The 20,583-nt window shown below is 55.3% G+C and carries 31 protein-coding genes and 2 tRNA genes; 13 read left to right on the forward strand and 20 right to left on the reverse strand.

The features are described 5' to 3' along the window. Positions 1 to 815: 815 nt before the first annotated feature. From BLM14_RS14895 to BLM14_RS14915, 4 genes are all read left to right on the forward strand, one after another. Entirely contained in the window at positions 816 to 1,355 is a 540-nt protein-coding gene (locus BLM14_RS14895; RefSeq protein WP_100000116.1) for a hypothetical protein, read from the forward strand. Next, complete coding sequence (locus tag BLM14_RS14900) at positions 1,352 to 1,582, forward strand: hypothetical protein (protein ID WP_100000117.1); 231 nt, start codon at positions 1,352 to 1,354, stop codon at positions 1,580 to 1,582. The genes BLM14_RS14895 and BLM14_RS14900 overlap by 4 nt, the downstream gene beginning before the upstream one ends. Continuing rightward, positions 1,566 to 1,931 carry a hypothetical protein gene (locus tag BLM14_RS14905; RefSeq protein WP_100000118.1) on the forward strand — a complete coding sequence of 122 codons (366 nt, stop codon included), beginning with the start codon at positions 1,566 to 1,568 and terminating at the stop codon, positions 1,929 to 1,931. Before BLM14_RS14900 ends, BLM14_RS14905 begins: the two co-directional genes overlap by 17 nt. 161 nt (positions 1,932 to 2,092) lie before the next feature. Beyond that, positions 2,093 to 2,602, forward strand: coding sequence for an HK97 family phage prohead protease (locus BLM14_RS14915; RefSeq protein WP_100000120.1), 510 nt, complete (start codon positions 2,093 to 2,095; stop codon positions 2,600 to 2,602). Positions 2,603 to 3,100: 498 nt separating this feature from the next. On the opposite strand, the gene BLM14_RS14920 is transcribed toward BLM14_RS14915, so the two are convergent. The 5 genes from BLM14_RS14920 to BLM14_RS32680 all read right to left on the reverse strand — a co-directional run bounded on the left by BLM14_RS14920 (position 3,101) and on the right by BLM14_RS32680 (position 5,546). Continuing rightward, entirely contained in the window at positions 3,101 to 3,730 is a 630-nt protein-coding gene (locus BLM14_RS14920; protein WP_100000121.1) for a hypothetical protein, read from the reverse strand. A gap of 6 nt (positions 3,731 to 3,736) precedes the next feature. Continuing rightward, positions 3,737 to 3,934, reverse strand: coding sequence for a hypothetical protein (locus tag BLM14_RS14925; protein WP_100000122.1), 198 nt, complete (start codon positions 3,932 to 3,934; stop codon positions 3,737 to 3,739). 204 nt (positions 3,935 to 4,138) lie between these two features. Next, positions 4,139 to 4,630, reverse strand: a complete 492-nt coding sequence (locus BLM14_RS14930; RefSeq protein ID WP_100000123.1) for a DUF6998 domain-containing protein — start codon at positions 4,628 to 4,630, stop codon at positions 4,139 to 4,141. A 47-nt stretch (positions 4,631 to 4,677) separates the two neighbouring features. Next, on the reverse strand, positions 4,678 to 5,112 hold the full coding sequence (locus BLM14_RS14935) for a hypothetical protein (RefSeq protein ID WP_133123971.1): 435 nt from the start codon (positions 5,110 to 5,112) through the stop codon (positions 4,678 to 4,680). Positions 5,113 to 5,210: 98 nt separating this feature from the next. After that, a complete protein-coding gene (locus BLM14_RS32680) occupies positions 5,211 to 5,546 on the reverse strand; it encodes an excalibur calcium-binding domain-containing protein (protein WP_100000125.1) in 336 nt (111 codons plus the stop codon). A gap of 99 nt (positions 5,547 to 5,645) precedes the next feature. Between BLM14_RS32680 and BLM14_RS31090 the strand changes: the two genes are divergently transcribed. From BLM14_RS31090 to BLM14_RS14950, 3 genes are read left to right on the forward strand one after another with little or no spacing between them, the layout of a single operon-like run. Beyond that, entirely contained in the window at positions 5,646 to 5,801 is a 156-nt protein-coding gene (locus BLM14_RS31090; protein ID WP_157929540.1) for a hypothetical protein, read from the forward strand. Beyond that, the gene (locus BLM14_RS14945) at positions 5,801 to 7,279 is read left to right on the forward strand and encodes a hypothetical protein (protein ID WP_100000126.1); all 1,479 of its coding nucleotides are present in this window, start codon (positions 5,801 to 5,803) and stop codon (positions 7,277 to 7,279) included. The genes BLM14_RS31090 and BLM14_RS14945 overlap by 1 nt, the downstream gene beginning before the upstream one ends. Next, entirely contained in the window at positions 7,276 to 7,662 is a 387-nt protein-coding gene (locus tag BLM14_RS14950) for a hypothetical protein (RefSeq protein ID WP_237143379.1), read from the forward strand. Before BLM14_RS14945 ends, BLM14_RS14950 begins: the two co-directional genes overlap by 4 nt. 703 nt (positions 7,663 to 8,365) lie before the next feature. Here the strand turns inward: BLM14_RS14950 and BLM14_RS14955 are convergent. The 4 genes from BLM14_RS14955 to BLM14_RS31095 form a co-directional block, all read right to left on the reverse strand. After that, a complete protein-coding gene (locus BLM14_RS14955; protein ID WP_100000127.1) occupies positions 8,366 to 8,644 on the reverse strand; it encodes a hypothetical protein in 279 nt (92 codons plus the stop codon). A 676-nt stretch (positions 8,645 to 9,320) separates the two neighbouring features. Next, a complete protein-coding gene (locus BLM14_RS14960) occupies positions 9,321 to 9,674 on the reverse strand; it encodes a DUF982 domain-containing protein (protein ID WP_157929541.1) in 354 nt (117 codons plus the stop codon). A gap of 223 nt (positions 9,675 to 9,897) precedes the next feature. Further along, positions 9,898 to 10,152 (reverse strand): hypothetical protein, encoded by a 255-nt coding sequence (locus BLM14_RS14965; protein WP_100000129.1) that lies wholly within the window; start codon positions 10,150 to 10,152, stop codon positions 9,898 to 9,900. 123 nt (positions 10,153 to 10,275) lie between these two features. Further along, complete coding sequence (locus BLM14_RS31095) at positions 10,276 to 10,461, reverse strand: hypothetical protein (RefSeq protein WP_133123972.1); 186 nt, start codon at positions 10,459 to 10,461, stop codon at positions 10,276 to 10,278. A gap of 37 nt (positions 10,462 to 10,498) precedes the next feature. Here BLM14_RS31095 and BLM14_RS14970 point away from each other — a divergent pair, with 37 nt between their 5' ends. Beyond that, positions 10,499 to 10,807, forward strand: a complete 309-nt coding sequence (locus BLM14_RS14970; RefSeq protein ID WP_100000130.1) for a hypothetical protein — start codon at positions 10,499 to 10,501, stop codon at positions 10,805 to 10,807. 50 nt (positions 10,808 to 10,857) lie between these two features. Here BLM14_RS14970 and BLM14_RS14975 read toward each other — a convergent pair whose 3' ends face one another. After that, entirely contained in the window at positions 10,858 to 11,355 is a 498-nt protein-coding gene (locus tag BLM14_RS14975; protein ID WP_100000131.1) for a RuvC family protein, read from the reverse strand. Beyond that, entirely contained in the window at positions 11,352 to 11,582 is a 231-nt protein-coding gene (locus BLM14_RS14980) for a helix-turn-helix domain-containing protein (protein WP_100000132.1), read from the reverse strand. The genes BLM14_RS14975 and BLM14_RS14980 overlap by 4 nt, the downstream gene beginning before the upstream one ends. 103 nt (positions 11,583 to 11,685) lie before the next feature. On the opposite strand from BLM14_RS14980, the gene BLM14_RS14985 reads away from it, so the two are divergent. From BLM14_RS14985 to BLM14_RS15000, 4 genes are all read left to right on the forward strand, one after another. Then, positions 11,686 to 12,054, forward strand: a complete 369-nt coding sequence (locus tag BLM14_RS14985; RefSeq protein ID WP_100000133.1) for a hypothetical protein — start codon at positions 11,686 to 11,688, stop codon at positions 12,052 to 12,054. Between the two features lie 107 nt (positions 12,055 to 12,161). Continuing rightward, positions 12,162 to 12,238: transfer RNA gene (locus BLM14_RS14990), tRNA-Arg, on the forward strand. Between the two features lie 158 nt (positions 12,239 to 12,396). After that, positions 12,397 to 12,693: a helix-turn-helix transcriptional regulator gene (locus BLM14_RS31840; protein ID WP_100000134.1), complete on the forward strand. Its 297-nt coding sequence runs from the start codon at positions 12,397 to 12,399 to the stop codon at positions 12,691 to 12,693. Beyond that, positions 12,653 to 13,765 carry a tyrosine-type recombinase/integrase gene (locus BLM14_RS15000; protein ID WP_100000135.1) on the forward strand — a complete coding sequence of 371 codons (1,113 nt, stop codon included), beginning with the start codon at positions 12,653 to 12,655 and terminating at the stop codon, positions 13,763 to 13,765. The genes BLM14_RS31840 and BLM14_RS15000 overlap by 41 nt, the downstream gene beginning before the upstream one ends. 61 nt (positions 13,766 to 13,826) lie before the next feature. Here the strand turns inward: BLM14_RS15000 and BLM14_RS15005 are convergent. Next, a tRNA-Phe gene (locus BLM14_RS15005) sits at positions 13,827 to 13,902 on the reverse strand. 193 nt (positions 13,903 to 14,095) lie between these two features. Here BLM14_RS15005 and BLM14_RS15010 point away from each other — a divergent pair. After that, positions 14,096 to 15,181, forward strand: a complete 1,086-nt coding sequence (locus tag BLM14_RS15010; RefSeq protein ID WP_100000136.1) for a Gfo/Idh/MocA family protein — start codon at positions 14,096 to 14,098, stop codon at positions 15,179 to 15,181. On the opposite strand, the gene yacG is transcribed toward BLM14_RS15010, so the two are convergent. From yacG to murA, 8 genes are all read right to left on the reverse strand, one after another. Continuing rightward, positions 15,178 to 15,390, reverse strand: coding sequence for a DNA gyrase inhibitor YacG (yacG, locus tag BLM14_RS15015; protein ID WP_100000137.1), 213 nt, complete (start codon positions 15,388 to 15,390; stop codon positions 15,178 to 15,180). The genes BLM14_RS15010 and yacG overlap by 4 nt on opposite strands. A 13-nt stretch (positions 15,391 to 15,403) precedes the next feature. Further along, the gene (locus BLM14_RS15020; RefSeq protein ID WP_100000138.1) at positions 15,404 to 16,030 is read right to left on the reverse strand and encodes a Maf-like protein; all 627 of its coding nucleotides are present in this window, start codon (positions 16,028 to 16,030) and stop codon (positions 15,404 to 15,406) included. Positions 16,031 to 16,063: 33 nt separating this feature from the next. After that, on the reverse strand, positions 16,064 to 16,282 hold the full coding sequence (infA, locus tag BLM14_RS15025; protein ID WP_008122731.1) for a translation initiation factor IF-1: 219 nt from the start codon (positions 16,280 to 16,282) through the stop codon (positions 16,064 to 16,066). Positions 16,283 to 16,409: 127 nt separating this feature from the next. Continuing rightward, entirely contained in the window at positions 16,410 to 16,886 is a 477-nt protein-coding gene (locus tag BLM14_RS15030) for an arsenate-mycothiol transferase ArsC (protein ID WP_237143380.1), read from the reverse strand. Between the two features lie 8 nt (positions 16,887 to 16,894). Further along, complete coding sequence (locus BLM14_RS15035; protein ID WP_100000140.1) at positions 16,895 to 17,380, reverse strand: UPF0262 family protein; 486 nt, start codon at positions 17,378 to 17,380, stop codon at positions 16,895 to 16,897. Positions 17,381 to 17,387: 7 nt separating this feature from the next. Continuing rightward, a complete protein-coding gene (gene hisD / locus BLM14_RS15040) occupies positions 17,388 to 18,680 on the reverse strand; it encodes a histidinol dehydrogenase (protein ID WP_100000141.1) in 1,293 nt (430 codons plus the stop codon). A gap of 12 nt (positions 18,681 to 18,692) precedes the next feature. Next, complete coding sequence (locus tag BLM14_RS15045) at positions 18,693 to 19,130, reverse strand: DUF2948 family protein (protein ID WP_100000142.1); 438 nt, start codon at positions 19,128 to 19,130, stop codon at positions 18,693 to 18,695. Between the two features lie 136 nt (positions 19,131 to 19,266). Then, positions 19,267 to 20,556: a UDP-N-acetylglucosamine 1-carboxyvinyltransferase gene (gene murA / locus BLM14_RS15050; protein ID WP_100000143.1), complete on the reverse strand. Its 1,290-nt coding sequence runs from the start codon at positions 20,554 to 20,556 to the stop codon at positions 19,267 to 19,269. Between the last annotated feature and the right edge of the window lie 27 nt (positions 20,557 to 20,583).

Here is a 20,583-nt window from a genome sequence, read left to right on the forward strand (position 1 = left end):
CTGTAGCGTTATCTAGTGTAGGACTGCAGCGCCAAAAAAATAAATATCCGTTTAAAATCAATGGGGGATGGCCAATTGTGGCAAAAACAGCCAAAAAGCCACAATCTCACAACCCTATAAGAGTGAGAGGGTAGGGAAAACACCACTCTCATGGTGTTCATATATGAGGGGGTGAAATAAACTACACTCCCATGGGGTTTATATATGGAGGGGCGGCCCTAACTCCCCACTCGCAACGTTATCTAGTGTAGGAAGATATTTTTCTAAGCCATATACAGTCGCGTAGGGACTGTAGGGTATTACGGTATAGAAAGATATTATTCACAACGGTGGCGGTCACATAGGGACTATGACGTTAACTTATGTAGGAAAGAAAAAGGCGGCATGAAAACCTGACTTTTTCGGAACTCGTCACCCTATATATATATAGGGTGCAGGGAAACGCACCGTCCCTCGCATAGGGACTGTGACGTTATCTAGTGTAGGAAGAAAACTTCCACCACCAGGTCCACTGCTTCGGTATTCAACACGCTCTTAATTAGAGACAGTGATACCACCCCAAAGTTTAGGCTCGCTCACGCGGGCCTTTTTCTATTGCTGTGTGTTCTTGGCGGTTCCCACGGCAACGGCGCTCGTATCTTTAGCGGGCCGAGCGCCACCCCTTTTGTGTGACTGCGGATGTACCAGCACACAGATATCACCAACGCCCGCACACGTTGGTCGATCTCGCGCCGCGTCTTGTGATCTCCTCCGGACGCGGCGCTGCAGTTTTTTTACCCTCAACAATCGACATTTTCCAGAAACGAAGGATCCCTATGGTCACCACCTATCAAGCGGTCGGCGCTATTTCCGCGCGCGTTGGCTATCCAATCAAGCGAGTGCGGCACGTCGCCCGCGAGCTTACCGAAGCGGGTACGATCCCCGCAGGCGCCCCCGGAAAATCGCCTGAAATCAATCTAATCCACTTCTTAGACATCCTGATCGGATCGGCGCTCGACGTGCCTTTACGGTCCATTGCCACATCCGTCGCAGCCTACAAAGCCTTGGGCGAGCCTGGCCACGACGCTTCCAACATGCCAGCTTCGGTGCGAGCAAAGTATCGCACTGCGGAAGCGGTGATTAATCGGCTGGCCATTGATCTGGAAGGCGACAAGGCCCTCGCTAAGCTGAAAATCGAGATTGTCACGTCGTGGCCAGAAGTAGCCATTTTCGATGCCGATGGCGTGATTTTCCGTTTCCGTGAGGCGGGCGCCCTGCACGGCAATTGGCAGCATAGCGGTCACCGTACCAGCACCACCATCAACGGTGCAGCGATCGCCGCTGCAATCCGCGATCTTTTTGGAGATAACAAATGAGCCTTTTGAAAAAGACACCATCCGCGGCGCCTGCATTTATCGTTCCATCACTTTCAAACAGCCTTCCAGCTTATGCAGAGCTTCTGGCAAAACAGGTCGCGCTGCAAACCGAGCAATCCGCCCTTCTTGCTGAGCGCCGTGAGCTTGAAAAGGCCATCGCCGCAGACACATCTCGCGAACTCCCGAGCAAGGTTGCCGAGCTTTTGGGCGATGCCCCCCGGATCTAAGGCGCTGAATCGCAAGCGGCTGTCCGAAATCAACGGCCAGTTTCAGACGCTTACGACCGCCCTCGAAATCCTGCGTCAGCGCATCGCCGACGCCCGTGGCAAGGCCAGCAGCGCCGTATGTGCATCGGTCCGGCCCGAATACGGCCGGCGTGTTGCAGCCATCGCTAAGGCGCTGGAAGCCGTGCAGGCAGCCCGCAATGAATACGCGGGTTTGGTTGACGACCTTGAAGCAGAAAATATTGCGTGGACTTCTCTCGTGCCGGTAGCGCTGGGCTTCCTTGGCGATCGCCAGGATGGTCACATTGCGCGCTTCCTGCGTGAAGCTCGCGAGGCTGGCTATGTCAATTGAAAAGGCCACAGAACGCCGAGCCAAGGCAAGCAGGCAGATCAAACTACCAGGGAAATCCATGCAGTACGCTGCGACGGATCCGGTTGATATTGCCAGAACACTAAGGGCGAACTCCAAACTGGGTCAAGCCGAGAAGAAGCTGGCTGCACTTGAGGCAAAGAATGGCCGATAGCACGATCAGCGGCTACGCCGTCATGTTCGGCGATGAGACAATCATAGCTGGCGAGTTTCGTGAGCGGATAGCGCCTGGTTGTTTCGCGCGCACACTGCGGGAAAACCCAGACGTTCTGGCTCTTCTTTCTCATGATAGTGGGAGGGTGCTAGGGCGTACGACTGCCGGCACCCTAACATTGCGCGAGGATCGTATCGGACTTTGGTTCTCACTCGAGGCTGACAGCACGACGCCATCAGGGCAAGAGGCACTCGGCACGGTCAGACGGCAGGATGTGCGGGGATGTAGCTTTGGCTTCCGTGTCCGCGCGGAGGAGTGGGACGATGGCGGCAATAGGTTGCCACTGCGTACGATCAAGGATGTCGATCTATACGAGATAACGTTGACTGCCACCCCTGCCTATCCGACGACGAGTGCGGCGTTGCGAGTTGACAGCAAGGCAGCACGCCTCGTGAAGAAGGCCGAGAGCGACCTGAAGGCACGTGGCATTAGGGTGTGACGGGAGGGGTGGGTCAAATCGCTCCTATCGTCGCCGGCACAGGACCGGTGTGGCTCAACAGCGCGTTAAGCCGCAGGTTTTGACATTTATTTTTGAGTAGCCGAACTGGCCTTTAATGGATAACGGGGACGCTTTCTCCGCCTTGGGAATTAAGTCTCGCTTCGGTCAACAGCGCCTCACGCTCTAATAGTGGCATGTTTTTTACACGCTTAATCGATGTTGCGGATATTCGAAACTTACCGCAAGTTGGGCAAAAAAACTCAACGAAATCATCTTCTCGTGGCAATACTTCATGAACCGGTTCATCGGAAATGGGGCAATTATAATAAGTCTTCAGTTTGGTTTCCTCCACGTGAATGGAGTGTACACCACCAAGCGAGAATGCCCTAACTGGACTACCACCTAAAGCGAGGGGGGTACCCAAAAAGTCGACGACCCCTTCGGCCTAGGGCCGGCGTGGTACCATCGCGCACGCATCCGCAATTCAGAATATGACCCCTACTCAGGTGCAATTAATCCGTGGCCACTCCTAATCCACGCCAACACAAGCCTTTCATAGTCGGCATAAATCAAGTCGTCGTGCACCAAGTTTGCCTCTTGGGCAATATCTTCAAGGCCAGCAACAAACCGATCGTAACTTCCCAACACAAACTCTGATGATGGAATCGATTTACGCCTCGACACAGTCACCAGCCAGTTTCGAACGCGTGCAACCATCGTGCGTGGATCACCCGCATGGGGGGTAATATCCATGCCTGCTAAGTCTGAGATGAATTGCTGATAGCGGTATGGTTCTACGTCCAAAATCAAGCAGCGCTTGAGCTTCTGATCGTCGTCCCCATACCGCTTTGCACCCATATACAAGCCTAGTTCCAGCGGCATATTGAAACGCGGGAGATTGTTGCCCGGATCCAGTTCTGTTCGCGAAAGATCATGAATACCGTAACGACACTGTTCGATTATTCGATAAAGCTTGTCGATGCGGGTTTCCCCGCCATCATCCATCTCTCTTGCACATCGAACCCGGAAGCCGCAAGCCAAAACACCAAATACCAAGGCATGGAAGCTGGGTAGGAAGGCATCGTCGAAAGGGCAATTGATAAAAACGTCCTGCGTCTTACTGGCCATAAATCTCTACTTTTTGTGAGAGAGATATGATCGTACTGCGCGGTCCGCATCTCGTTCTGAAATAGACGCTTTCTTGGTCACAGGCTTTTGAGAAAGAGCGGATGCAGCCAAAGTTTTTGCAGCCTTGCTTGACGTACCACTGGTGCGAAGTACTTTCGATGCCAGGTTACCAGCCTTTGTGCCAGTCTTTTCGTTTGCAGCCATGTCAGACTCCTAATCTCCACACGATTACCACACAATATCCGGAACACTCCAGCCAATTGTTGTGGGCGCATATCGGGCGAGATATCTATTTGTCCTTGCCTTTGCTCTTCCCTTGTCAGGTCGCCGCGAAAGCGCTGGCAGGCGACAACTAACGCTATTACAGGAATTCCCCTCGCGTGCGCGCAACGTGCGCGAGGCACGGGCTCAGATACGCGGAAGTCGTTCCTCGTCAGGAACCATCGCATCAGCGTCTCGAATTTGTTTAGCCGTCAAGGACCGTTGATTGGCGAACTCTTTTGGAAGCAACGAAACCGCATAATGTTCTGGACCATTATAGACTACGATGGCTTCAGCAACCTCAAAGTCGATCTGGAAAAATAGTAGGTGGTCTGCTCTAGTCTCAGTGTTTCTAAATGCTGGGCCACGTCCCGTACCAGTAGCCTTAACCTGCACAGTTGTGACGCCGTCTGGTGCATAACCGTCAATACCAACAGTCGATTTGGTGTCTACTAGTTTTATGCCGAAATGTTCGGCAGCCAGTGCCTCACCCAGGTCTCCAACTAGATTCCCGTCAAGCGTGAACCTCAACTTGAACGATTCATTGTGAGTTTTACGAAGAATTTTTGCGTAATACTCCTGCAATTTGCGGCGTCCCTCGACCAAATCTTTGATTATGGGAATTCTTATGGTTTCCATTTGTCCTTCTTGTTGTCCGGCCGATGCAGAATGGTGATCCTTAGTTTTTACGGACACTCAGAGACGGTTGCCATGGTAACAGGGACGGCATCAGCAGTGCGATAGTGATACTGCATGACACCGCCAAGCCTCACAAAAGCAGCTGTTGGCTCCTGACCACAGATCATTGTTTTGGTCATAGTGTTCAGGTTTTCAATGTATACTTCTTTGGCAACACCTGCCGCTTCGAGCTTCGCTTGAAACTCAGCGTAAGTCTGTGCCCACGCTGCATACATAACAACAGACGGGCCTATCGCCGCTACCCGCTCAAGTGTTGTGTTGGCATTTAGTTTCATAGGCAGTGAGGGCGCCACCTCCGCCTGAAAGCCCCGGGACGCTTCGCAGAGATCAAATTTGGTGTGCTTTGACAGGCAATTCTCTTCCGCAGCCTCCGCATAGGCGATGGACGCAAACACCCACAGTACAGTCATTAATGTCCGCATGATTCCCCCTATGCACGCGCACCATGCGTCACGGGGCAGGAGACGTCAATTTAGGATCGAGGGAAATGAAAATCCCTTTGAGGGTGTCGCTCCCCACACTAGCGCGGTCGAGGTTCACATGAGATGCCATCATTGTCTCGATCGAGGTGAGACCAGTATCCCGGCTGACCTCGATGAGCCGAAAACGGGGCAGATCGGCAGGTTCGCGGAGCGGAAACAAAGTTTGATACCCCATCTGACCGCGAATCGAGTTCACTATCGGCGAATAGGTATGACGCCACGAAGAGCAGCGCGACGACCCCGAGCGGGAATGAAAGTTTGTGAAGAAAGCGCACCCAACCTGGTTGCCAGCGACGACGGCGTAAAGGGCGGTACGTTACGCCCCTTACCTTCACTGACTGATCCGGCTGTCTCGATCTTTTCCACGGCGACATCTGCTTCTCCCCGCGCGCAATTCACCACAGAACAGTAAAAACTTGCCGCTCAAAATCTCTCGAATTTGAATTGATCGGCTGAATAACAAGGAATCCAAAATGGAAAACGACGCAACAGCGGCGGACGATTCCGCGCGCGACGAAACAGCCAACTACCTGCGCCGCAAGGCGGAATTCGAAGCAGCCAGCGCGGCAGGCTTTGAAGAGGGCAATCGGCTTCTCGAGGAATATATCGCCAAAAGGAACGCCAAATAATGGCCATTCGTAACGACTATCAGGCCGGAACCGTATCCATTACGGCCGGAACAACTGCGCTCGTTGGCGCTGGTGGTGCAAACTGGACGGCTGCCGATATCCAGCCAGGCGATACGTTCCTCGTCGAAAATCTTGTAGCTGTTGTGGCCGCGGTGGTTGACTCCACGCACATCACACTCGCCGAGCCGTGGACAGGCACGACACTTTCCGCAGCACCTTACCGGATTCGATACCAACCCGATGGTTCGCGATATTCTGCTGCCTTGCGGGACATGGTTGACCAACTCGGAAACGGAAACATTTTGGCCTTGTCTGGCCTGACTGGTGCGCTTGACGAGATTCCGATCTTCACTGGTGCCGGCGCTATGACGCTCATCAGTAAAGAGGAGCTTATTCGCGGCGTTGATGTTGATGTGAAGGTTGAGACTCTTGCAGACCGTGCGGCTTATGATGGCCAAGCTACAGGGTACTCCGTCCTTGTTGGTGACGTAGGCGATGGTCGATCCGCTATCTATTTCAAGTTGTCGTCTACGCTAGCTGACTGGTCTGATCCTGCCTACCTTACAGGTGCGAACGGAACGTTCCAATCGAAAGGTGCCTATAGCGGTGCTACCGCCTATGTAATTGGCGACGTTGTTCTGCAGAACGGCTCCTCGTGGATCGCGCGCGTCAATACGACAGGCAATGCGCCTCCCACATTGCCGACCACTTCGAACACGCAATGGTTCCTGCTGTCCGCAGCCGGAAGCGGGTTCGTGTTCCGTGGGGCATATTCTGGAGCTACGGCGTACCTTAAAGATGACGTGGTTGTCAGCCAAAATTCATCGTGGATTGCACTGCAGGCTACCACCGGCAATGCTCCACCCACCTTGCCGACGACTTCCAATGCAAACTGGCAGGCATTAGCTGTCCGCGGTGCGGGGGATGTGAGTGGCCCTGCGTCGAGTGTCGATAGCACGCCTGCAGTATTCGATGACGTTACCGGTAAGCAGATCAAGAACATCACGTATGCAGCGTTCAAAACGGCGGCCACTCTTAACAACGTCGACAATACGTCCGATGCAAACAAGCCTGTTTCGACCGCGCAGAATACTGCACTGTCTCTTAAATATGACAAGTCCGGTGGACAGTTGAGCGGTAAAATAACTCTAAACTTTAACCCTAATGTTTGGGGAATCGATGCTTCAGTTTTTCCAATTAACTTAGCCGCTGCTTCAAATTTCGGCATCACCGCTGGGTCAGGTCTTATAATGGTAACCGACGAAGGGACAGGGTGCAGCGCTCTGTTCATTTGTGGCGGCGGTGTTACAACATTAGTTGCACAAACAGCCGCCACATTCGGGACTGTTGCAGGGGGTGGGCCAGGTTACGTGAGGTTGGGTTATGATGCTGGTTCAGGCGCATATTACTTCGGCAACTTCGCGACTTTCGGCATTACTATCAGATTGGTTGCAATCAAAACAAGGCCATCGGCATGACGACAAAATATGACGCGGATGATTTCGTTCCTGTTGATGATATTCCGAACCAATGGGTGCACGCGACGGCTGGTCTGTTTATCGGTCGAGAGGGGCAGACGCTGGAAAGTCTTGTTTCTGAGTTCAATGCTCCACAACCTGATTTGCTGCCTGTCATTCCAGACCGTGTCTCGCGCCGGCAGTTCCGCTTGCAGCTTATCGATGATGGGCTGCTCGATACTGTGGAAGGCTGGATTGCCACCCAGGACGAGCGAACGCAGGCCGCATACGCCGACAGCGGCACGTTCGTACGAAGTGACACGATGCTGCAGGAAGGCTTCGCCGCGCTGGGTTTTGATGCTGCCAGGGTGGATCAGTTTTTTACTGAGGCGGCTGAGATTTAGGTTGCTGCGGGGCTTGGCCGTTGAACCAAGTTACTAACCAAGCCTCTACGCAGCATAGACTGTGGTGGGACAACCACAGCAAGTGGGGCCCAGATTGCCACGGGTTAGACGTGATCAATACTGAGCCCCCGTCAAGATAGCATTTTGGAACTGATCCAACGCTTGTCTCGGCAATAATAGAACGCGTGTCGTCAATGTTAGTTCCGCGTAGTTTTGCAAAAAAATAGGCTCGGCGGAGTTGGGTTTGGGTCACGGGCTCACGCCGAGCCTAATGCCAGGTTGAGGGTCCCGGCACGGCGAAACGTGCAATGATTTCTATCACCTAGCAATATATCATCGCATTGCTAAATAGAGTTACGACCAAAGGGGGCCCGACCGCCGATGGGGGCAGCGGCCGGGATGCTGACCGGTAGCAAATGGGATGGGCGAGCCAGCCCTAAAACGCTGCGCCCGTATGGTTAAGAAATGATGAAGCGTGCGTGTGGCGGGCTTTAGCCCGCAAAATAGAAGAGGCTCGGCCGATTTCCTTAGGAGGGTGCGCCGACCGAGCCTCTCGCCAGGGGTTCGAAGTCCCGACCATGAAGTCCAGTCAAATCACAAAAGCGGGGCTGTGAGGCCCGACGCATGCACCAAAGCAGGAAATACACAACGCCGAGCCTCGTGCCGGCCAGCGTTGGCATTTTGGAGCACTGCCCGGTTAGTATCAATAAACCGCGGGTTCAGCAGAATTCATTACTGATCGATGCCGGGTGGATGCGTTCTTTACTGAGGCGAGTGGGGCTTTAACACCTTCCGGGATTACAGCTAGTCCGTTGACAATTGCGGACAGCTTGGATTGGTCTGCGCCAGGCATACCTTCGATAATCTCTATTAGCTCGTGAATGGCTTGACGCTGTTGACCTATCATGGCGAGCAGGATGCTCATTTGGTCGCCTGTTCGCTCCGTATGCTCGGCAAGCATGTCTTCAAAGGACTTGGCCATTTTCTCTCCCGTTGTCTTGCAGAACAAAGTTTGCACGGCGGGAGGGGGAAGGCAATGTGAATGGCGACATACAGGTGGAAGAAGGATTCAATGTCCGTACCAAGCACCGAGTAGCCAGCTGGCTGACAAAACCGCGATGAGAATCGAGACAAGCGATAGGTATCCGAACATGCGCAGTCCCTCCCAAGGATGAAGCGCGGTTATCCTCCATGCATGAAAGGTCAACTAACGATCAGCACCGTCTTTTTCTTCCATGCACCTCGATCACGAGTTTGAGGCCCGACGCCGGGGTGGGCTGGTGACAACGTCGGGCCCCGGGCCGAAGAGTTTGGCGCTCTTCGACGCGGCCTAAACCGGTAAGAATTAGAAATGTTCCGTGAAAAAATGACGGCGAGGTACCTCACCGCCAATTCATGAGACCTTTACCATGCTAAGGGGGTGGTCAGGGACACAGCCGAACTTGTTTCGGCGATGTATAAGATCTATGAAAATAGTTCCCATAAGTGAGGCTTGGCCTCAATGCGTCCTGGAAGAATACCTTCAGCCAAGCCTCCGCTGCATGGAGAGGACCTACAGCACCTTCAGTATAGCTCCATTGTACGGACTACGAAACTAGCGTGCTTACGATCGACCCGATAAAGATGGGTATTTGCATGAGGCTGCCGTGCAATGAAAGTTAGGCCCGCCTCGTCGGTCGTCGCCGACCCCACCGCTCCAGCTTACCCGTCGACGCTGGCCTTGCCATAGTGTCAATATAGATACCAGCCTCGCGGGCAGCCTCTACGAATGCAACACGCGCAACGGCAGCCGAGCACTCGCCGGCAAGGCACTTCAACAGGATCGCCTTGCAGACGTAGAGTTTCGGTCCCGCTGCTTCGTCGGGCCAATGCTCCAGTATGAACTGCGCAGCGTCATAGGCAGAGGTAATGCCGATGCTGGTGCCGTGCTGTAAAACTGAAACAATCTGAAATGACTTGTAGTCTTCATGCATAGCGGGAAAAACGATATGAGAGGTCGCAGGTTCAGGCATTAATCTATTCGAATTATCTGTCCATCTCGCATTTCGAAGACGCCACATTCGCCGCCCTCAGCTATGAATTCCGATTCGAGCTCGCCCCATGTGCCCATGTATCCACCACACGAACTGCAATAGATCGCGGTGCTAACGGTCACGTCTTGGGCGAGGGTAAGATAGATGGTCTGACATTTCTGGCATTCAAGTTTGCTGTTCAAGCGTCGAGGCGCAGTGGTGCTCATGTATTCCCACCGCCCTGACGAAGCGCTACAATCCGCGTAATCAGCCTCTCCTGGTGCACGGCAGTTGACGCAATGACGTTCTCATCGCGCAGGCCTTGATCGAAGAGCGTCATTACCCTTCGAGCAAGCTGGTCCGCGTATTTATCGCTTGGACCACGGTCAAGCCGCCTGGAAGCTTTCAGCAAAGCGCCCTGCATGAGGGTCCAGTCTTCGCTTGAATAGATGCAATTTCTTACTCCATGACTACCCATAATGGCCTCCGTTCGGCGGGAGCACTTCACCTCTCAATCGCCAGCAGTCAACGCAGTTCCGGCGCGGACAAAGTGTACGCCGTTACTGCCAAATTGCGAATCGTTTCGTGGATCGCTTCAGCGTCATTCGTCATTGCGCTCTAGAATGGATTCTAATTCGGCGATCCTTCGTCTGATGGCATTGACCGCGTCATGACTGCCCGTCGAGCCTTTGAAGAAGATTGCACTGCTTTCGATGACGGCAAGGTCATCCCGCAAATTCGACAGCTCTACCCGAAGCTCCTCCATCGTGGGTTCATCTCTACCCATTTGTCACTCCCCTAACTTGGGAATAACCCAACGCTTCATGGCAGCAACAGTTCCTCAGTCTGCTCTTGACGTCATGGGAATTTGTTCTCTTTTCGTTCTCATGAATAGGATTCTCAGCCTCACCACAATCGGTGCCTTAATCGACAACGCGCACAATCTCCGCGCCTATTGCAACTCCTGCCGGCATTGCGTGAAGCTCGATTTAGAAGCCTTGGCTGCGAGGCTAGGCCGCGATCATGGCAGCATGCACGTGGACTTGGTTCCAAAGCTCAAATGCGAATGCGGCTCAAAAGATATCGCGCTGATCTTGTCGACCGAGGCAACTGAGGGGCGCGGGCATGTCTAATATGAGGCTTCAGCGCTACCGCTCCTGCAAGGCAGAGCACGTAGTCGGTCTTAGTTCCTTGGCGTATTAATCATGGGCTCAACCTGGCCCGCGCCATCTTCCTTTTTGCGAAGGTCCAATTGTTGAATTATTCGGTCGGCCTGATCGAGAAAGAACCGCGGAGTCTGATTTTGACCGAGCCCTTGTTCCGGTGACCTAAAGGCGACCGTTCCTGTGCTCACCCAATCAGCAACTACATCATCGGTTAGTTCGACTCCAGAGTACTTCTGCAAGACCTGGACCGCGAAACTCCGGCTTTGTTTTGTCTTGTCGCTAATCTCTCCACCCAGGATATTAAGGGCAAGTTTGACCATCTCGATATCAAGTTGTCGTGTTTGGTAGGAAGAATTCAGGAGAGACTGTTGAATGGCCGTTTGAGCGCGTATCTCCTCCACCGCACGCTGGCTATTCCCTTGCACCTGATAGCCAAAGTACCCAATGATCGCTACGCCAATTGATGTTGCGATAGCGGTTACCGTCGACGCCCACGATGTAGTTGATTCGCTCATGTCTCATCGCCCTGCTTTATCATCACGCCGCTCCATTCATCGGCGTTGACGAACTTCATTTGCCTTGCCTCGAGTGCCTTCTGCAAAGCGTCCATGGTGGACTGTTTTGCATCAGCACCTTTCTCAATTCGCGTGACCGTGTTTGCTGTAACGCCGGCAGCTTTAGCGAGCTCCCGAACGCCCCACCCCGCTGCGACCCTCGCCATTTTTAGTTGCACCGCGTTCATATGTGTACCCTGTACAAATTCATGTTGACAATGTAACGAAAAGTTTCTACTTATCGATACACAGTACCAATACATATGTACAAAATCAACTGAGGAACCAAAAATGACAAGCCAACCCGACAGACAGCACGGCATTCCACTTACCGCAATCTTCAACCAGCGCTGTGCCTTGATGGCTGCGGCGTGTGATCCTGCCGGGTATCCCGATGATGCGATGGACTCGCTAATGAACACCGTGTCCATTCTGGACGAAACAATCTGGTCGACCCCCGCAAAGAACACGAGCGACATCGCTGCCAAGCTGCGACTGGCGCTGTACTATGCCGAGGACAGGGAGGTATGGAAAATTGAAGCTCCGGAATTCCTTCACGCGATCGCCCTCGACTGGACGCGCCTGAACGCTGAACAAATGGCTGCGCAGATTGCCATGCCATGCTTGATGAGCGCGCCGTTCCTAATGGCAGCGGAATAACCACCACCACGCCGCACGTCCTCCCAAGCAGCGGCACAACCGAGGAGAACCACATGAGAAGAAGACCGTACAAAAGAAGACGCTAACGGGTGGCCACCCAAACACTAGGACACGTGGCGCAATCGGATAGCGCAAGGGTTTTCTACACCTTGGGTTGCAGGTTCGAATCCTGCCGTGTTCGCCAAAACAACCACCACAAGCCAAGGGCGTGCCGAGAACCACATTCGCACGCCCTTTTCTTTGATTAGTAAATAATCCCTTAACACAACATTTAGTGTTTACACGTATATTGCGTACCAGACATATAGGGCATCCCAGACAATTTAATCTATAGGAGGGCCAATGCGAGCCGATAACGACAATCGTAGCACCCTGCCCTATGGGCTGGCGCCGCGTGGATTTAAGAGAACTGAAGCTGCAGCTTATATCGGCGTGTCTGCGTCCCTATTCGATGAGATGGTAAAAGACGGCAGGATGCCCACACCGAAGCGAATTAACACTCGGACCGTCTGGGACAGGCTTAAGATAGAAATCGCGTTTGACGCCCTTCCTGACGAGGGAGAAGCCAATCCGTGGGACGATGATATGGAGTATGAGGTTGGTCAAGTTCCAGATGCGAGACGGAAGCGGAGAAATTGATTTTCGTAAGCTTGTTGAGGATACAGACCGTCACGGCAACGTGAGGGTGTACCTCCGCGTAAAAGGTCAGCCGAAGATTCGTTTGCGCGAGATACCCGGCACGGATGCATTCCTCACTGAATATCGCCGCGCGCTTGCTGGAAAAACCAAGCCGAAGACTCCAAAGCCTGACACCCATTACAAACCATCGACCAAGGGTTCAATCTCCTGGCTGGTCAAACAGTATTATACTTGCGCGGAGTTCAAAGGACTCGGCGATCGCACTCAGCAAGTGCGACGGCTGATCCTTGATGCTTTTTGCCGCAAGGATGGTGATAAGCCATACGCCAAGCTTGAGCCGAAACACATACGAAAGCGTCGCGATGCGAAGTCCGACACGCCAGAGGCCGCGAATGGCATGATTAAGGCGCTACGGCAGGTATTCACATTCGCAGTCGACAACGACCACCACGACCGAAATCCTGCAAAGGACGTGCCCTATCTGAAGAGCACTGGCGATGGGTTCCACTCTTGGTCCATTGAGGAAGTCGAGCAATTCGAAAAACGCCATCCAATCGGCACCAAGGCTCACCTGGCGATGGCTCTCTTACTCTACAGCGCGCAGCGCCGCAGCGACATTGTTGGCTTTGGACCGCATAGCGTAAAAGCCGGCAAGCTGACCTTCACGCAGGTCAAGAACGCGCGCAACAAGCCTATCACGCTGGAACTACCAGTACGACCAGAGTTGAAAGCTGTGCTCGAAGCCTCTCAGCTTGGCGAAGCAACATTCATCGTCACGGAATTTAACAAGCCATATACCTCGAATGGATTCGGTAATTGGTTTCGCAGGCGTTGTGACGAAGCGGGCCTTCCGCATTGTTCCTCCCACGGATTACGCAAAGCAGCAGCGACACGTCTAGCCGAAGCGGATGCGAGCGAATCGGAAATCATGGCGATTACGGGCCACACTACGAGCAAGGAAGTCAGCCGGTATACGAAGGCAAAACGCCAAAAAGTCCTAGCCGAACAGGCCTTCGACCGATTCAAGAAACCGCCAGAATCAGAAAAAAGTGTCCCACCCTCGGAGGATTGAAAAAGCGGTGGGACTAATCCACTCGATAAACCATTGAATAATAAGGGGATTAGAAATGAAGTGGTGCCCAGACGCGGATTCGAACCACGGACACGCGGATTTTCAATCCGCTGCTCTACCAACTGAGCTATCTGGGCACTTCAACGGCATTTCCGTTGTCCGGCTAGCCTTATCGACGGGGTTGGCTTTCCGTCAGAAGCGGGTGGGTTATAACACTAAAAATCGTGCTGTCCAGCATCCACTCGCGAATTTTTTGCCGTTTTTCTGCCTCTTGCAAAGGGCATGCATTGATGCGTTTGTGGAAGGTGTCGGAGACGGGATTCGTATCGCATGGATGAAACGGGGGAGAAAGCAGCCAAGGGCGAGACTTTTGGCTGGGGAATTATTGGCAGCGGGGAAATTGCCCAGCGATTTGCGTCCGATCTTGTGCTTGTGCCCGGTGCGGTGCTTGCCGCCAATCACTCCCGCACAATGGCCAAAGCCGAGAGTTTTCGCGAGGCTTTCGCAAGCCAGCGTGCCTACTCCGATCTTGATTCTTTCATGGCCGACCCCGCCATCGATGCCGTCTACATCGCAACCCCCAATTCCCTGCATCTGGCGCAGGCGCTGAAAGCCGTGCGGTCCGGCAAGGCGGTGCTCACGGAAAAGCCCCTTGCCCCGTCGCATACGGAAGCATCGGTCATCCAGCGCGAAGCGGCACGGGTGAATGTCTTTGCGATGGAGGCTCTCTGGACATTGTTCCTGCCGGCTTTGGTTGCTGCCAAGGCCAGAATCGACGCAGGTGGGATCGGAACGATCCGCAAGATCACAGCCGAACTTGCCTATGCGCAAGAGTATCAGCCGGAGAGCCGCTTTTTCAGCCGGTCGCTCGGCGGCGGCGCCAGTCTCGATCTCGGGATCTATTGCGTGTCACTGGCCATGTACTTCCTGGGACAGCCGCAGAAGGTTTCGGGCCTCTGGCATGCCGCGCCGAACGGTGTCGATATGTGTTCGGAGATCACGCTGCATTATGATGGCGCCGAAGCTCAGCTCTCCTCCGGTTTCGACAGGGATGGCGCCAATCACTTCATCATAGAAGGAACGGACGGCGCTATACGACTGAACGGGCCTTTCCACAAGGTGCAGCGGTTGACGACCTATCATGGCTTCGCGCAACGACCGCCCTTCGGTCCTCTCCCGGGAGTAACCGGGCTTTTCGGGAAAATCCTCGACCGGCTACCTGTTCCAGGGCGAAAAACCGAAGAGTATCCCTTCGAGGGCAATGGCCTGCAGTTCGAGGCCATGGCCGTCATGGAGGCGATGCGGAAGGGCGAAAAGACTTCGGCTATCATGCCGCTCGCGAACAGCGTCAGCGCGCTGCGCGCCATCAGCATCGTGCTGTCACAACCGGCGACGCCGCGTGTGATCAAGCTCTAGCCGCCGTCCTGTTCCTCGTCGCTGTCGTCTGCGCTTTCGACGGCGGGCAGCACATAGGCACCCGTCAACCAGCGGTTGAGATCGATATTGCGGCAGCGCGCCGAGCAGAAGGGATAATGTTCACGCTGCGAGGGACGCTTGCATTCCGGGCAAGGCCGTGTCGGCCGCAGAGGCGTTACGTTCGCCGTGCTTTTCTTCTCGTCAGTCAAGGGATCTGTCCGTTTAATGTCCTGAAGATTGCCAGTTGGCGTAGACCGGATAGCCTTCGCCATGCAAAAGGCTGGCTGTCTCGTAGAGCGGCAGGCCAACGACATTGCTGTAGGAGCCAACCAGTTTGACGACAAAGCCGCCTGCCAGCCCCTGGATCGCATAGCCGCCCGCCTTGCCGCGCCATTCGCCGGAGGCAAGATAACTCTCAAGCTCCTCACGCGAAAGGCGCTTGAAGCGAACGCGGGTTTCGATGAGGTCCTGGCGCAGCTTGCCCTTCGGCGTAATGAGGCATAGCCCGGTATAAACGCGGTGCGAGCGGCCGGAAAGCAGCCGCAGGCAGGCTGCCGCATCGTCGAGGATTTCAGCCTTTGGCAGAATACGCCGGCCGACCGCGACGACGGTATCGGCAGAAACGATATAGGCCCCGCCGAAATCGGTATCGGCCTTCAGTTCTTCCGCAATTTTTTCGGCCTTCAGGCGCGATAGACGGCGCGCCAGCGAACGCGGGTGCTCAGCCCGCAGCGGCGTTTCGTCCACGTCCGCAGGCAGGAGGCGATCCGGTTCAATGCCAATCTGGCTCAGCAGTGCCAAACGGCGCGGCGAGCCCGATGCAAGAACGAATTTGTGCTGATCGCTCATGAAGACAATTCCTGCGAGAGGACGCGGAGCTGATTATTTGAAACGGTAGGTGATACGACCCTTGGTCAGATCGTAAGGGGTCATTTCGACAAGGACCTTGTCGCCAGCCAGAACGCGGATGCGGTTCTTGCGCATGCGGCCTGCCGTATGAGCGATAATTTCATGATCATTTTCGAGCTTTACCCGGAACATCGCGTTGGGCAACAGCTCCGTCACGAGACCAGGAAACTCCAGTACTTCTTCTTTCGCCATGCGTAGTTCTATCTCCAGAAAGGGAACTTGTGGCCGTGCTCGACCGCAATTTTGGGCGGAACCTATAGTATTGCGCACCATTTGTGAACAAGGGAGTTCGATGCAATGTGCAGTAAAGGGAAGACGCTCAGACCGTCTTGCCGAAACGTTCCTGTATATGCCGTTTCAGATGGTCGCGGACATCGCGATAGGCATCCAATATCTGATTGCGGCGTCCGCGCACAAGTGTTGGATCGGGTGTCGGCCAATATTCCACATGCACGGATGTCGTCCGCGTCAATTCCAGTGCCATATGGTGCGCCTTGGGCGACAATGTAATGATCAGGTCGAAATAATGGTCTTCCAGCTCTTCGAATGTGCGTGGGTGAGCGGAGATTCGCTTCAATCCCACCTCTTCCAGAACCTCATCGACAAAATGATCCGGCTCGCCTTTTTCGACGCCAGCCGACGCAATGTAGGTTGTTGACGGCAACAGGCTGCGCGCCAGTGTCTCGGCGATCGGCGAACGAATCGAATTCATACCGCAGATGAACAATACCGCGCCCGGCATCGCCGCTTTGGCGGGCTCCAGGTCGTCCGGCAGTTTGTCCGGCTCGACGGGCATTGGTTCGCCTACCCCCGCCAATGCAGCACACATACCAATGTGAAGAGGCGGCGCGCCGTGTCGAAATCCACCTCGATCTTGCCGTTGAGTCGGTCCATCAGCGCCTGTGACCCCTCATTGTGCAATCCCCTGCGCCCCATATCGATCGCTTCGATCTTGCTGGGGCTGGAAGAGCGGATCGCATCGTAGTAGCTCTCACAGATCAGGAAATAGTCCTTCACGACCTTGCGCAGCGGCGTCAGCGACAGGATATGGGTGACGACGTCGTCGCCATTTTCGCGTGAGATGGCGAAAATCAGCCGCGATTCAATAAGGGAAATCTTGAGTCGATAGGGCCCTGCCCCGTCATCATTCACAGGGCGAAAACTGTTCTCTTCGATCAAGTCGAAGATCGCGACGGCACGCTCATGCTCAACGTCAGGCGTGGAGCGGCCGATGGTCTCGTCGAGCTCCACATCAATCAGCCGTGCATCGGTATCGCCCGTTGCTGTCATTATCGCCCTATAGGTTCAATCGGATAGCGACGGAATTGCCATGCGCATCGAGCCCTTCCGCGCGTGCGAGTTCGATCGCCGCCGGACCCAAAGCGCGCAGCTGCTCCACACCCAGCTTCAGGATGGAGGTTCGCTTGACATAGTCAAGCACCGAAAGCCCGGAGGAGAACCGGGCCGATCGCGCCGTGGGCAGGACATGGTTCGAGCCGCCCACATAATCGCCGATCACTTCCGGCGTATAACGCCCGAGGAAGATCGCACCGGCGTTGCGAACGCCCGCCAGCAGCAATTCGGGATTGGCCGTGGCGATCTCAAGGTGCTCGGCCGCGATGCGGTTGACGAGCGGCAGCGAGGCAATCAGATCCTGCACCAGAATCACCGCGCCATAGTCACGCCAGCTGGCGCTGGCCGTTTCCGTTCGCGGCAGCGTTTGCAGCTGACGCTCTACCGCAGCGATCACAGCATCACCGAACGCTTCATTGTCAGTGATCAGGATCGATTGCGCCGCGCTGTCATGTTCGGCCTGCGCCAGAAGATCAGCCGCGATCCAGTCGGGGTCATTATCGCTGTCGGCAATGATCAGAACTTCTGACGGACCGGCGATCATATCGATGCCGACGGTGCCGAACACGCGGCGTTTGGCGGCCGCCACATAAGCATTGCCGGGGCCGACGATCTTGGCGACGGGAGCAATCGTCTCCGTCCCATAGGCCAGCGCCGCAATGGCCTGCGCGCCGCCGACACGATAAATCTCCGAGACGCCGGCAAGGCGCGCAGCAACCAGCACGAGTGGATTGAGCTTGCCGTCAGGCGATGGAACCACCATGACGACGCGCTCGACACCGGCGACCTGCGCGGGCACTGCATTCATGAGGACGGAACTCGGATAGCTTGCGGTGCCGCCCGGAACATAGAGCCCGACCGCCTCGATCGCCGTCCAGCGCGAGCCGAGCTCGACGCCCAGCGCATCCGTGTAGCGATCATCCTGCGGCATCTGCCGTGCATGGTGCGAATGGATGCGGTCGCGAGCCAGTTTCAGCGCCTCAACCGTCGCCGCGGGTGCGGAAGCTACCGCCGCATCGATCTCGGCGGACGTGATCGCAATGCCATGCTGGACAAGGTCGATCCGATCGAATCGCTGCGAATAGTCGATCAGGGCCGCATCGCCCTCGGTGCGAACCCGGCGGATGATCTCAGCAACGGCACGGTCAACGTCCTCCGACACCTCACGCTTGGTGGCAAGGAATGCGGAAAATCGGGATTCAAAATCGGGTTCGGACTGTCTCAGCACAATTGCCACGTCACATCCTCCTCAGGCTTCATGCTCTGGTTTGAATGACGTTTCCCAGGCAGGTCCAAGATCGGTCAGCTGCGCCTCGATAGCCTCGACTTCCAGCCGCAACGCCTTGCCCGCCGCAAAAGTGAGTTCGACAATACCCGAGGGTGCGTCCTCAACAATGAAGTTGATTGCCAGAAGCGCCAGGATATCGTTCGAATGCCGGCGGTCGATGCCAGTCACCTTGACGTTGCCAACGCGGTCGAAGAGCAGTGCGGTGCGGCGCCGCTCGAAACTGCGGCGGCGCTTGCCATCGGCGGCCAGTTCCCACACGAACCGGTTGACGCCGAGAACAAGTTTTTTCTCGGCAACCAGATATTCGATATCTCCCACCTTCAGCACCGAATCCTGCAGATGCGCCGAAAGGATTCGCAGATCTTCCTCATCAAGCGCGATGAGTTTGAGAGTGTCCATGTCACCCCTTTCATGACTTCTCGAGGACGTGGTGCCTGGTACAGCACCACGCTCAATTCCCTGTTAGAGGAAAGTGCGGGCAAATGGAATTATACGTTGCGCATTATCTGCATTGCCGGGGAAAAACCCAAACGGATCAGTCGCTGATACGTTCGACGACCGCACCGCAGCGCGTCAGCTTTTCCTCGAGGCGTTCGAAGCCGCGATCGAGGTGATAGACGCGGTTGACCGTCGTTTCGCCCTCGGCGGCAAGACCGGCGATGACCAGCGAGACCGAGGCACGCAGATCGGTTGCCATGACCGGCGCGCCCTTCAGGCGTTCGACGCCCTCGATTTTTGCGGTCTGGCCCGAGAGGGAAATCCTGGCGCCAAGCCGTGCCAGTTCCTGCACGTGCATGAAGCGGTTTTCGAAGATGGTCTCGGTGATATGGGACGTGCCCTTCGCCTTGGTCATCAGACCCATGAACTGCGCCTGCAGATCGGTCGGAAAGCCGGGGAACGGCTGTGTGGTGACATCGACCGGCATGATGCCGTGGCCATTGCGAACAACGCGCAGGCCGGAATTGGTTTCGGAGATTTCCGCGCCAGCCTGGCCGAGCGTTACCAGCGCCGCGCTGAGAAGGCTGGCGTCAGCGCCTTCGAGAATGACGTCCCCGCCGGTCATTGCGACGGCCATGGCGTAGGTGCCGGTCTCGATACGATCCGGGATGACGCGGACGCGCGCGCCGGAAAGGCTGGTGACACCTTCGATCGTGATCACCGGTGTACCCGCACCACGAACCTTTGCGCCCATGGCATTGAGGCAATCGGCGAGATTGACGACCTCCGGCTCCTGGGCGGCGTTTTCGAGGACGGTCTCGCCCTTGGCCAGCGTCGCTGCCATCATCAAGACATGGGTCGCACCAACCGAGACTTTCGGGAAGACGTAGCGGGTGCCGATGAGGCCGCCCTTGGCGCTGGCCTTGACATAGCCGTTCTCGATCTCGATGTCGGCGCCGAGCACGCGCAGACCATCGATGAACAGATCGACCGGACGCGTGCCGATCGCGCAGCCGCCCGGCAGCGAGACGGTGGCAACGCCCATGCGCGCCAGAAGCGGGCCTATGACCCAGAAGCTCGCGCGCATCTTGGAGACGAGTTCATAGGGCGCGGTCGTATCGACAATATTGCGCGCGGTGAAATGGATCGTGCGGGAATAGGCGCCGTCCTGGCGTTCGCGACGGCCATTGACAGAATAATCGACGCCGTGGTTGCCGAGAATGCGGATGAGCTGTTCGACGTCGGCCAGATGCGGCACGTTTTCCAGCGTCAGCGTATCGTCGGTCAGGAGCGATGCGATCATCAACGGCAAGGCCGCGTTCTTGGCACCCGAAATCGGGATGACGCCATTGAGCTTATTACCGCCAACAATCTTGATGCGATCCATATTGTGTCACTTTCGCGGGGAAGTACC

Origin of the sequence: Phyllobacterium zundukense, assembly GCF_002764115.1 — a bacterium.
Classification (GTDB): Bacteria; Pseudomonadota; Alphaproteobacteria; order Rhizobiales; family Rhizobiaceae; genus Phyllobacterium; species Phyllobacterium zundukense.

Bases quoted from the DNA above. Each gene is read 5' to 3' on its own strand.
- BLM14_RS14895 (WP_100000116.1), top strand. From the start codon at position 816: ATGGTCACCACCTATCAAGCGGTCGGCGCTATTTCCGCGCGCGTTGGC.
- BLM14_RS14900 (WP_100000117.1), top strand. From the start codon at position 1,352: ATGAGCCTTTTGAAAAAGACACCATCCGCGGCGCCTGCATTTATCGTT.
- BLM14_RS14905 (WP_100000118.1), top strand. From the start codon at position 1,566: ATGCCCCCCGGATCTAAGGCGCTGAATCGCAAGCGGCTGTCCGAAATC.
- BLM14_RS14915 (WP_100000120.1), top strand. From the start codon at position 2,093: ATGGCCGATAGCACGATCAGCGGCTACGCCGTCATGTTCGGCGATGAG.
- BLM14_RS14920 (WP_100000121.1), bottom strand. From the start codon at position 3,730: ATGGCCAGTAAGACGCAGGACGTTTTTATCAATTGCCCTTTCGACGAT.
- BLM14_RS14925 (WP_100000122.1), bottom strand. From the start codon at position 3,934: ATGGCTGCAAACGAAAAGACTGGCACAAAGGCTGGTAACCTGGCATCG.
- BLM14_RS14930 (WP_100000123.1), bottom strand. From the start codon at position 4,630: ATGGAAACCATAAGAATTCCCATAATCAAAGATTTGGTCGAGGGACGC.
- BLM14_RS14935 (WP_133123971.1), bottom strand. From the start codon at position 5,112: ATGCGGACATTAATGACTGTACTGTGGGTGTTTGCGTCCATCGCCTAT.
- BLM14_RS32680 (WP_100000125.1), bottom strand. From the start codon at position 5,546: ATGTCGCCGTGGAAAAGATCGAGACAGCCGGATCAGTCAGTGAAGGTA.
- BLM14_RS31090 (WP_157929540.1), top strand. From the start codon at position 5,646: ATGGAAAACGACGCAACAGCGGCGGACGATTCCGCGCGCGACGAAACA.
- BLM14_RS14945 (WP_100000126.1), top strand. From the start codon at position 5,801: ATGGCCATTCGTAACGACTATCAGGCCGGAACCGTATCCATTACGGCC.
- BLM14_RS14950 (WP_237143379.1), top strand. From the start codon at position 7,276: ATGACGACAAAATATGACGCGGATGATTTCGTTCCTGTTGATGATATT.
- BLM14_RS14955 (WP_100000127.1), bottom strand. From the start codon at position 8,644: ATGGCCAAGTCCTTTGAAGACATGCTTGCCGAGCATACGGAGCGAACA.
- BLM14_RS14960 (WP_157929541.1), bottom strand. From the start codon at position 9,674: ATGCCTGAACCTGCGACCTCTCATATCGTTTTTCCCGCTATGCATGAA.
- BLM14_RS14965 (WP_100000129.1), bottom strand. From the start codon at position 10,152: ATGGGTAGTCATGGAGTAAGAAATTGCATCTATTCAAGCGAAGACTGG.
- BLM14_RS31095 (WP_133123972.1), bottom strand. From the start codon at position 10,461: ATGGGTAGAGATGAACCCACGATGGAGGAGCTTCGGGTAGAGCTGTCG.
- BLM14_RS14970 (WP_100000130.1), top strand. From the start codon at position 10,499: ATGGCAGCAACAGTTCCTCAGTCTGCTCTTGACGTCATGGGAATTTGT.
- BLM14_RS14975 (WP_100000131.1), bottom strand. From the start codon at position 11,355: ATGAGCGAATCAACTACATCGTGGGCGTCGACGGTAACCGCTATCGCA.
- BLM14_RS14980 (WP_100000132.1), bottom strand. From the start codon at position 11,582: ATGAACGCGGTGCAACTAAAAATGGCGAGGGTCGCAGCGGGGTGGGGC.
- BLM14_RS14985 (WP_100000133.1), top strand. From the start codon at position 11,686: ATGACAAGCCAACCCGACAGACAGCACGGCATTCCACTTACCGCAATC.
- BLM14_RS31840 (WP_100000134.1), top strand. From the start codon at position 12,397: ATGCGAGCCGATAACGACAATCGTAGCACCCTGCCCTATGGGCTGGCG.
- BLM14_RS15010 (WP_100000136.1), top strand. From the start codon at position 14,096: ATGGATGAAACGGGGGAGAAAGCAGCCAAGGGCGAGACTTTTGGCTGG.
- BLM14_RS15020 (WP_100000138.1), bottom strand. From the start codon at position 16,030: ATGAGCGATCAGCACAAATTCGTTCTTGCATCGGGCTCGCCGCGCCGT.
- infA (WP_008122731.1), bottom strand. From the start codon at position 16,282: ATGGCGAAAGAAGAAGTACTGGAGTTTCCTGGTCTCGTGACGGAGCTG.
- BLM14_RS15030 (WP_237143380.1), bottom strand. From the start codon at position 16,886: ATGCCCGTCGAGCCGGACAAACTGCCGGACGACCTGGAGCCCGCCAAA.
- BLM14_RS15035 (WP_100000140.1), bottom strand. From the start codon at position 17,380: ATGACAGCAACGGGCGATACCGATGCACGGCTGATTGATGTGGAGCTC.
- BLM14_RS15045 (WP_100000142.1), bottom strand. From the start codon at position 19,130: ATGGACACTCTCAAACTCATCGCGCTTGATGAGGAAGATCTGCGAATC.
- murA (WP_100000143.1), bottom strand. From the start codon at position 20,556: ATGGATCGCATCAAGATTGTTGGCGGTAATAAGCTCAATGGCGTCATC.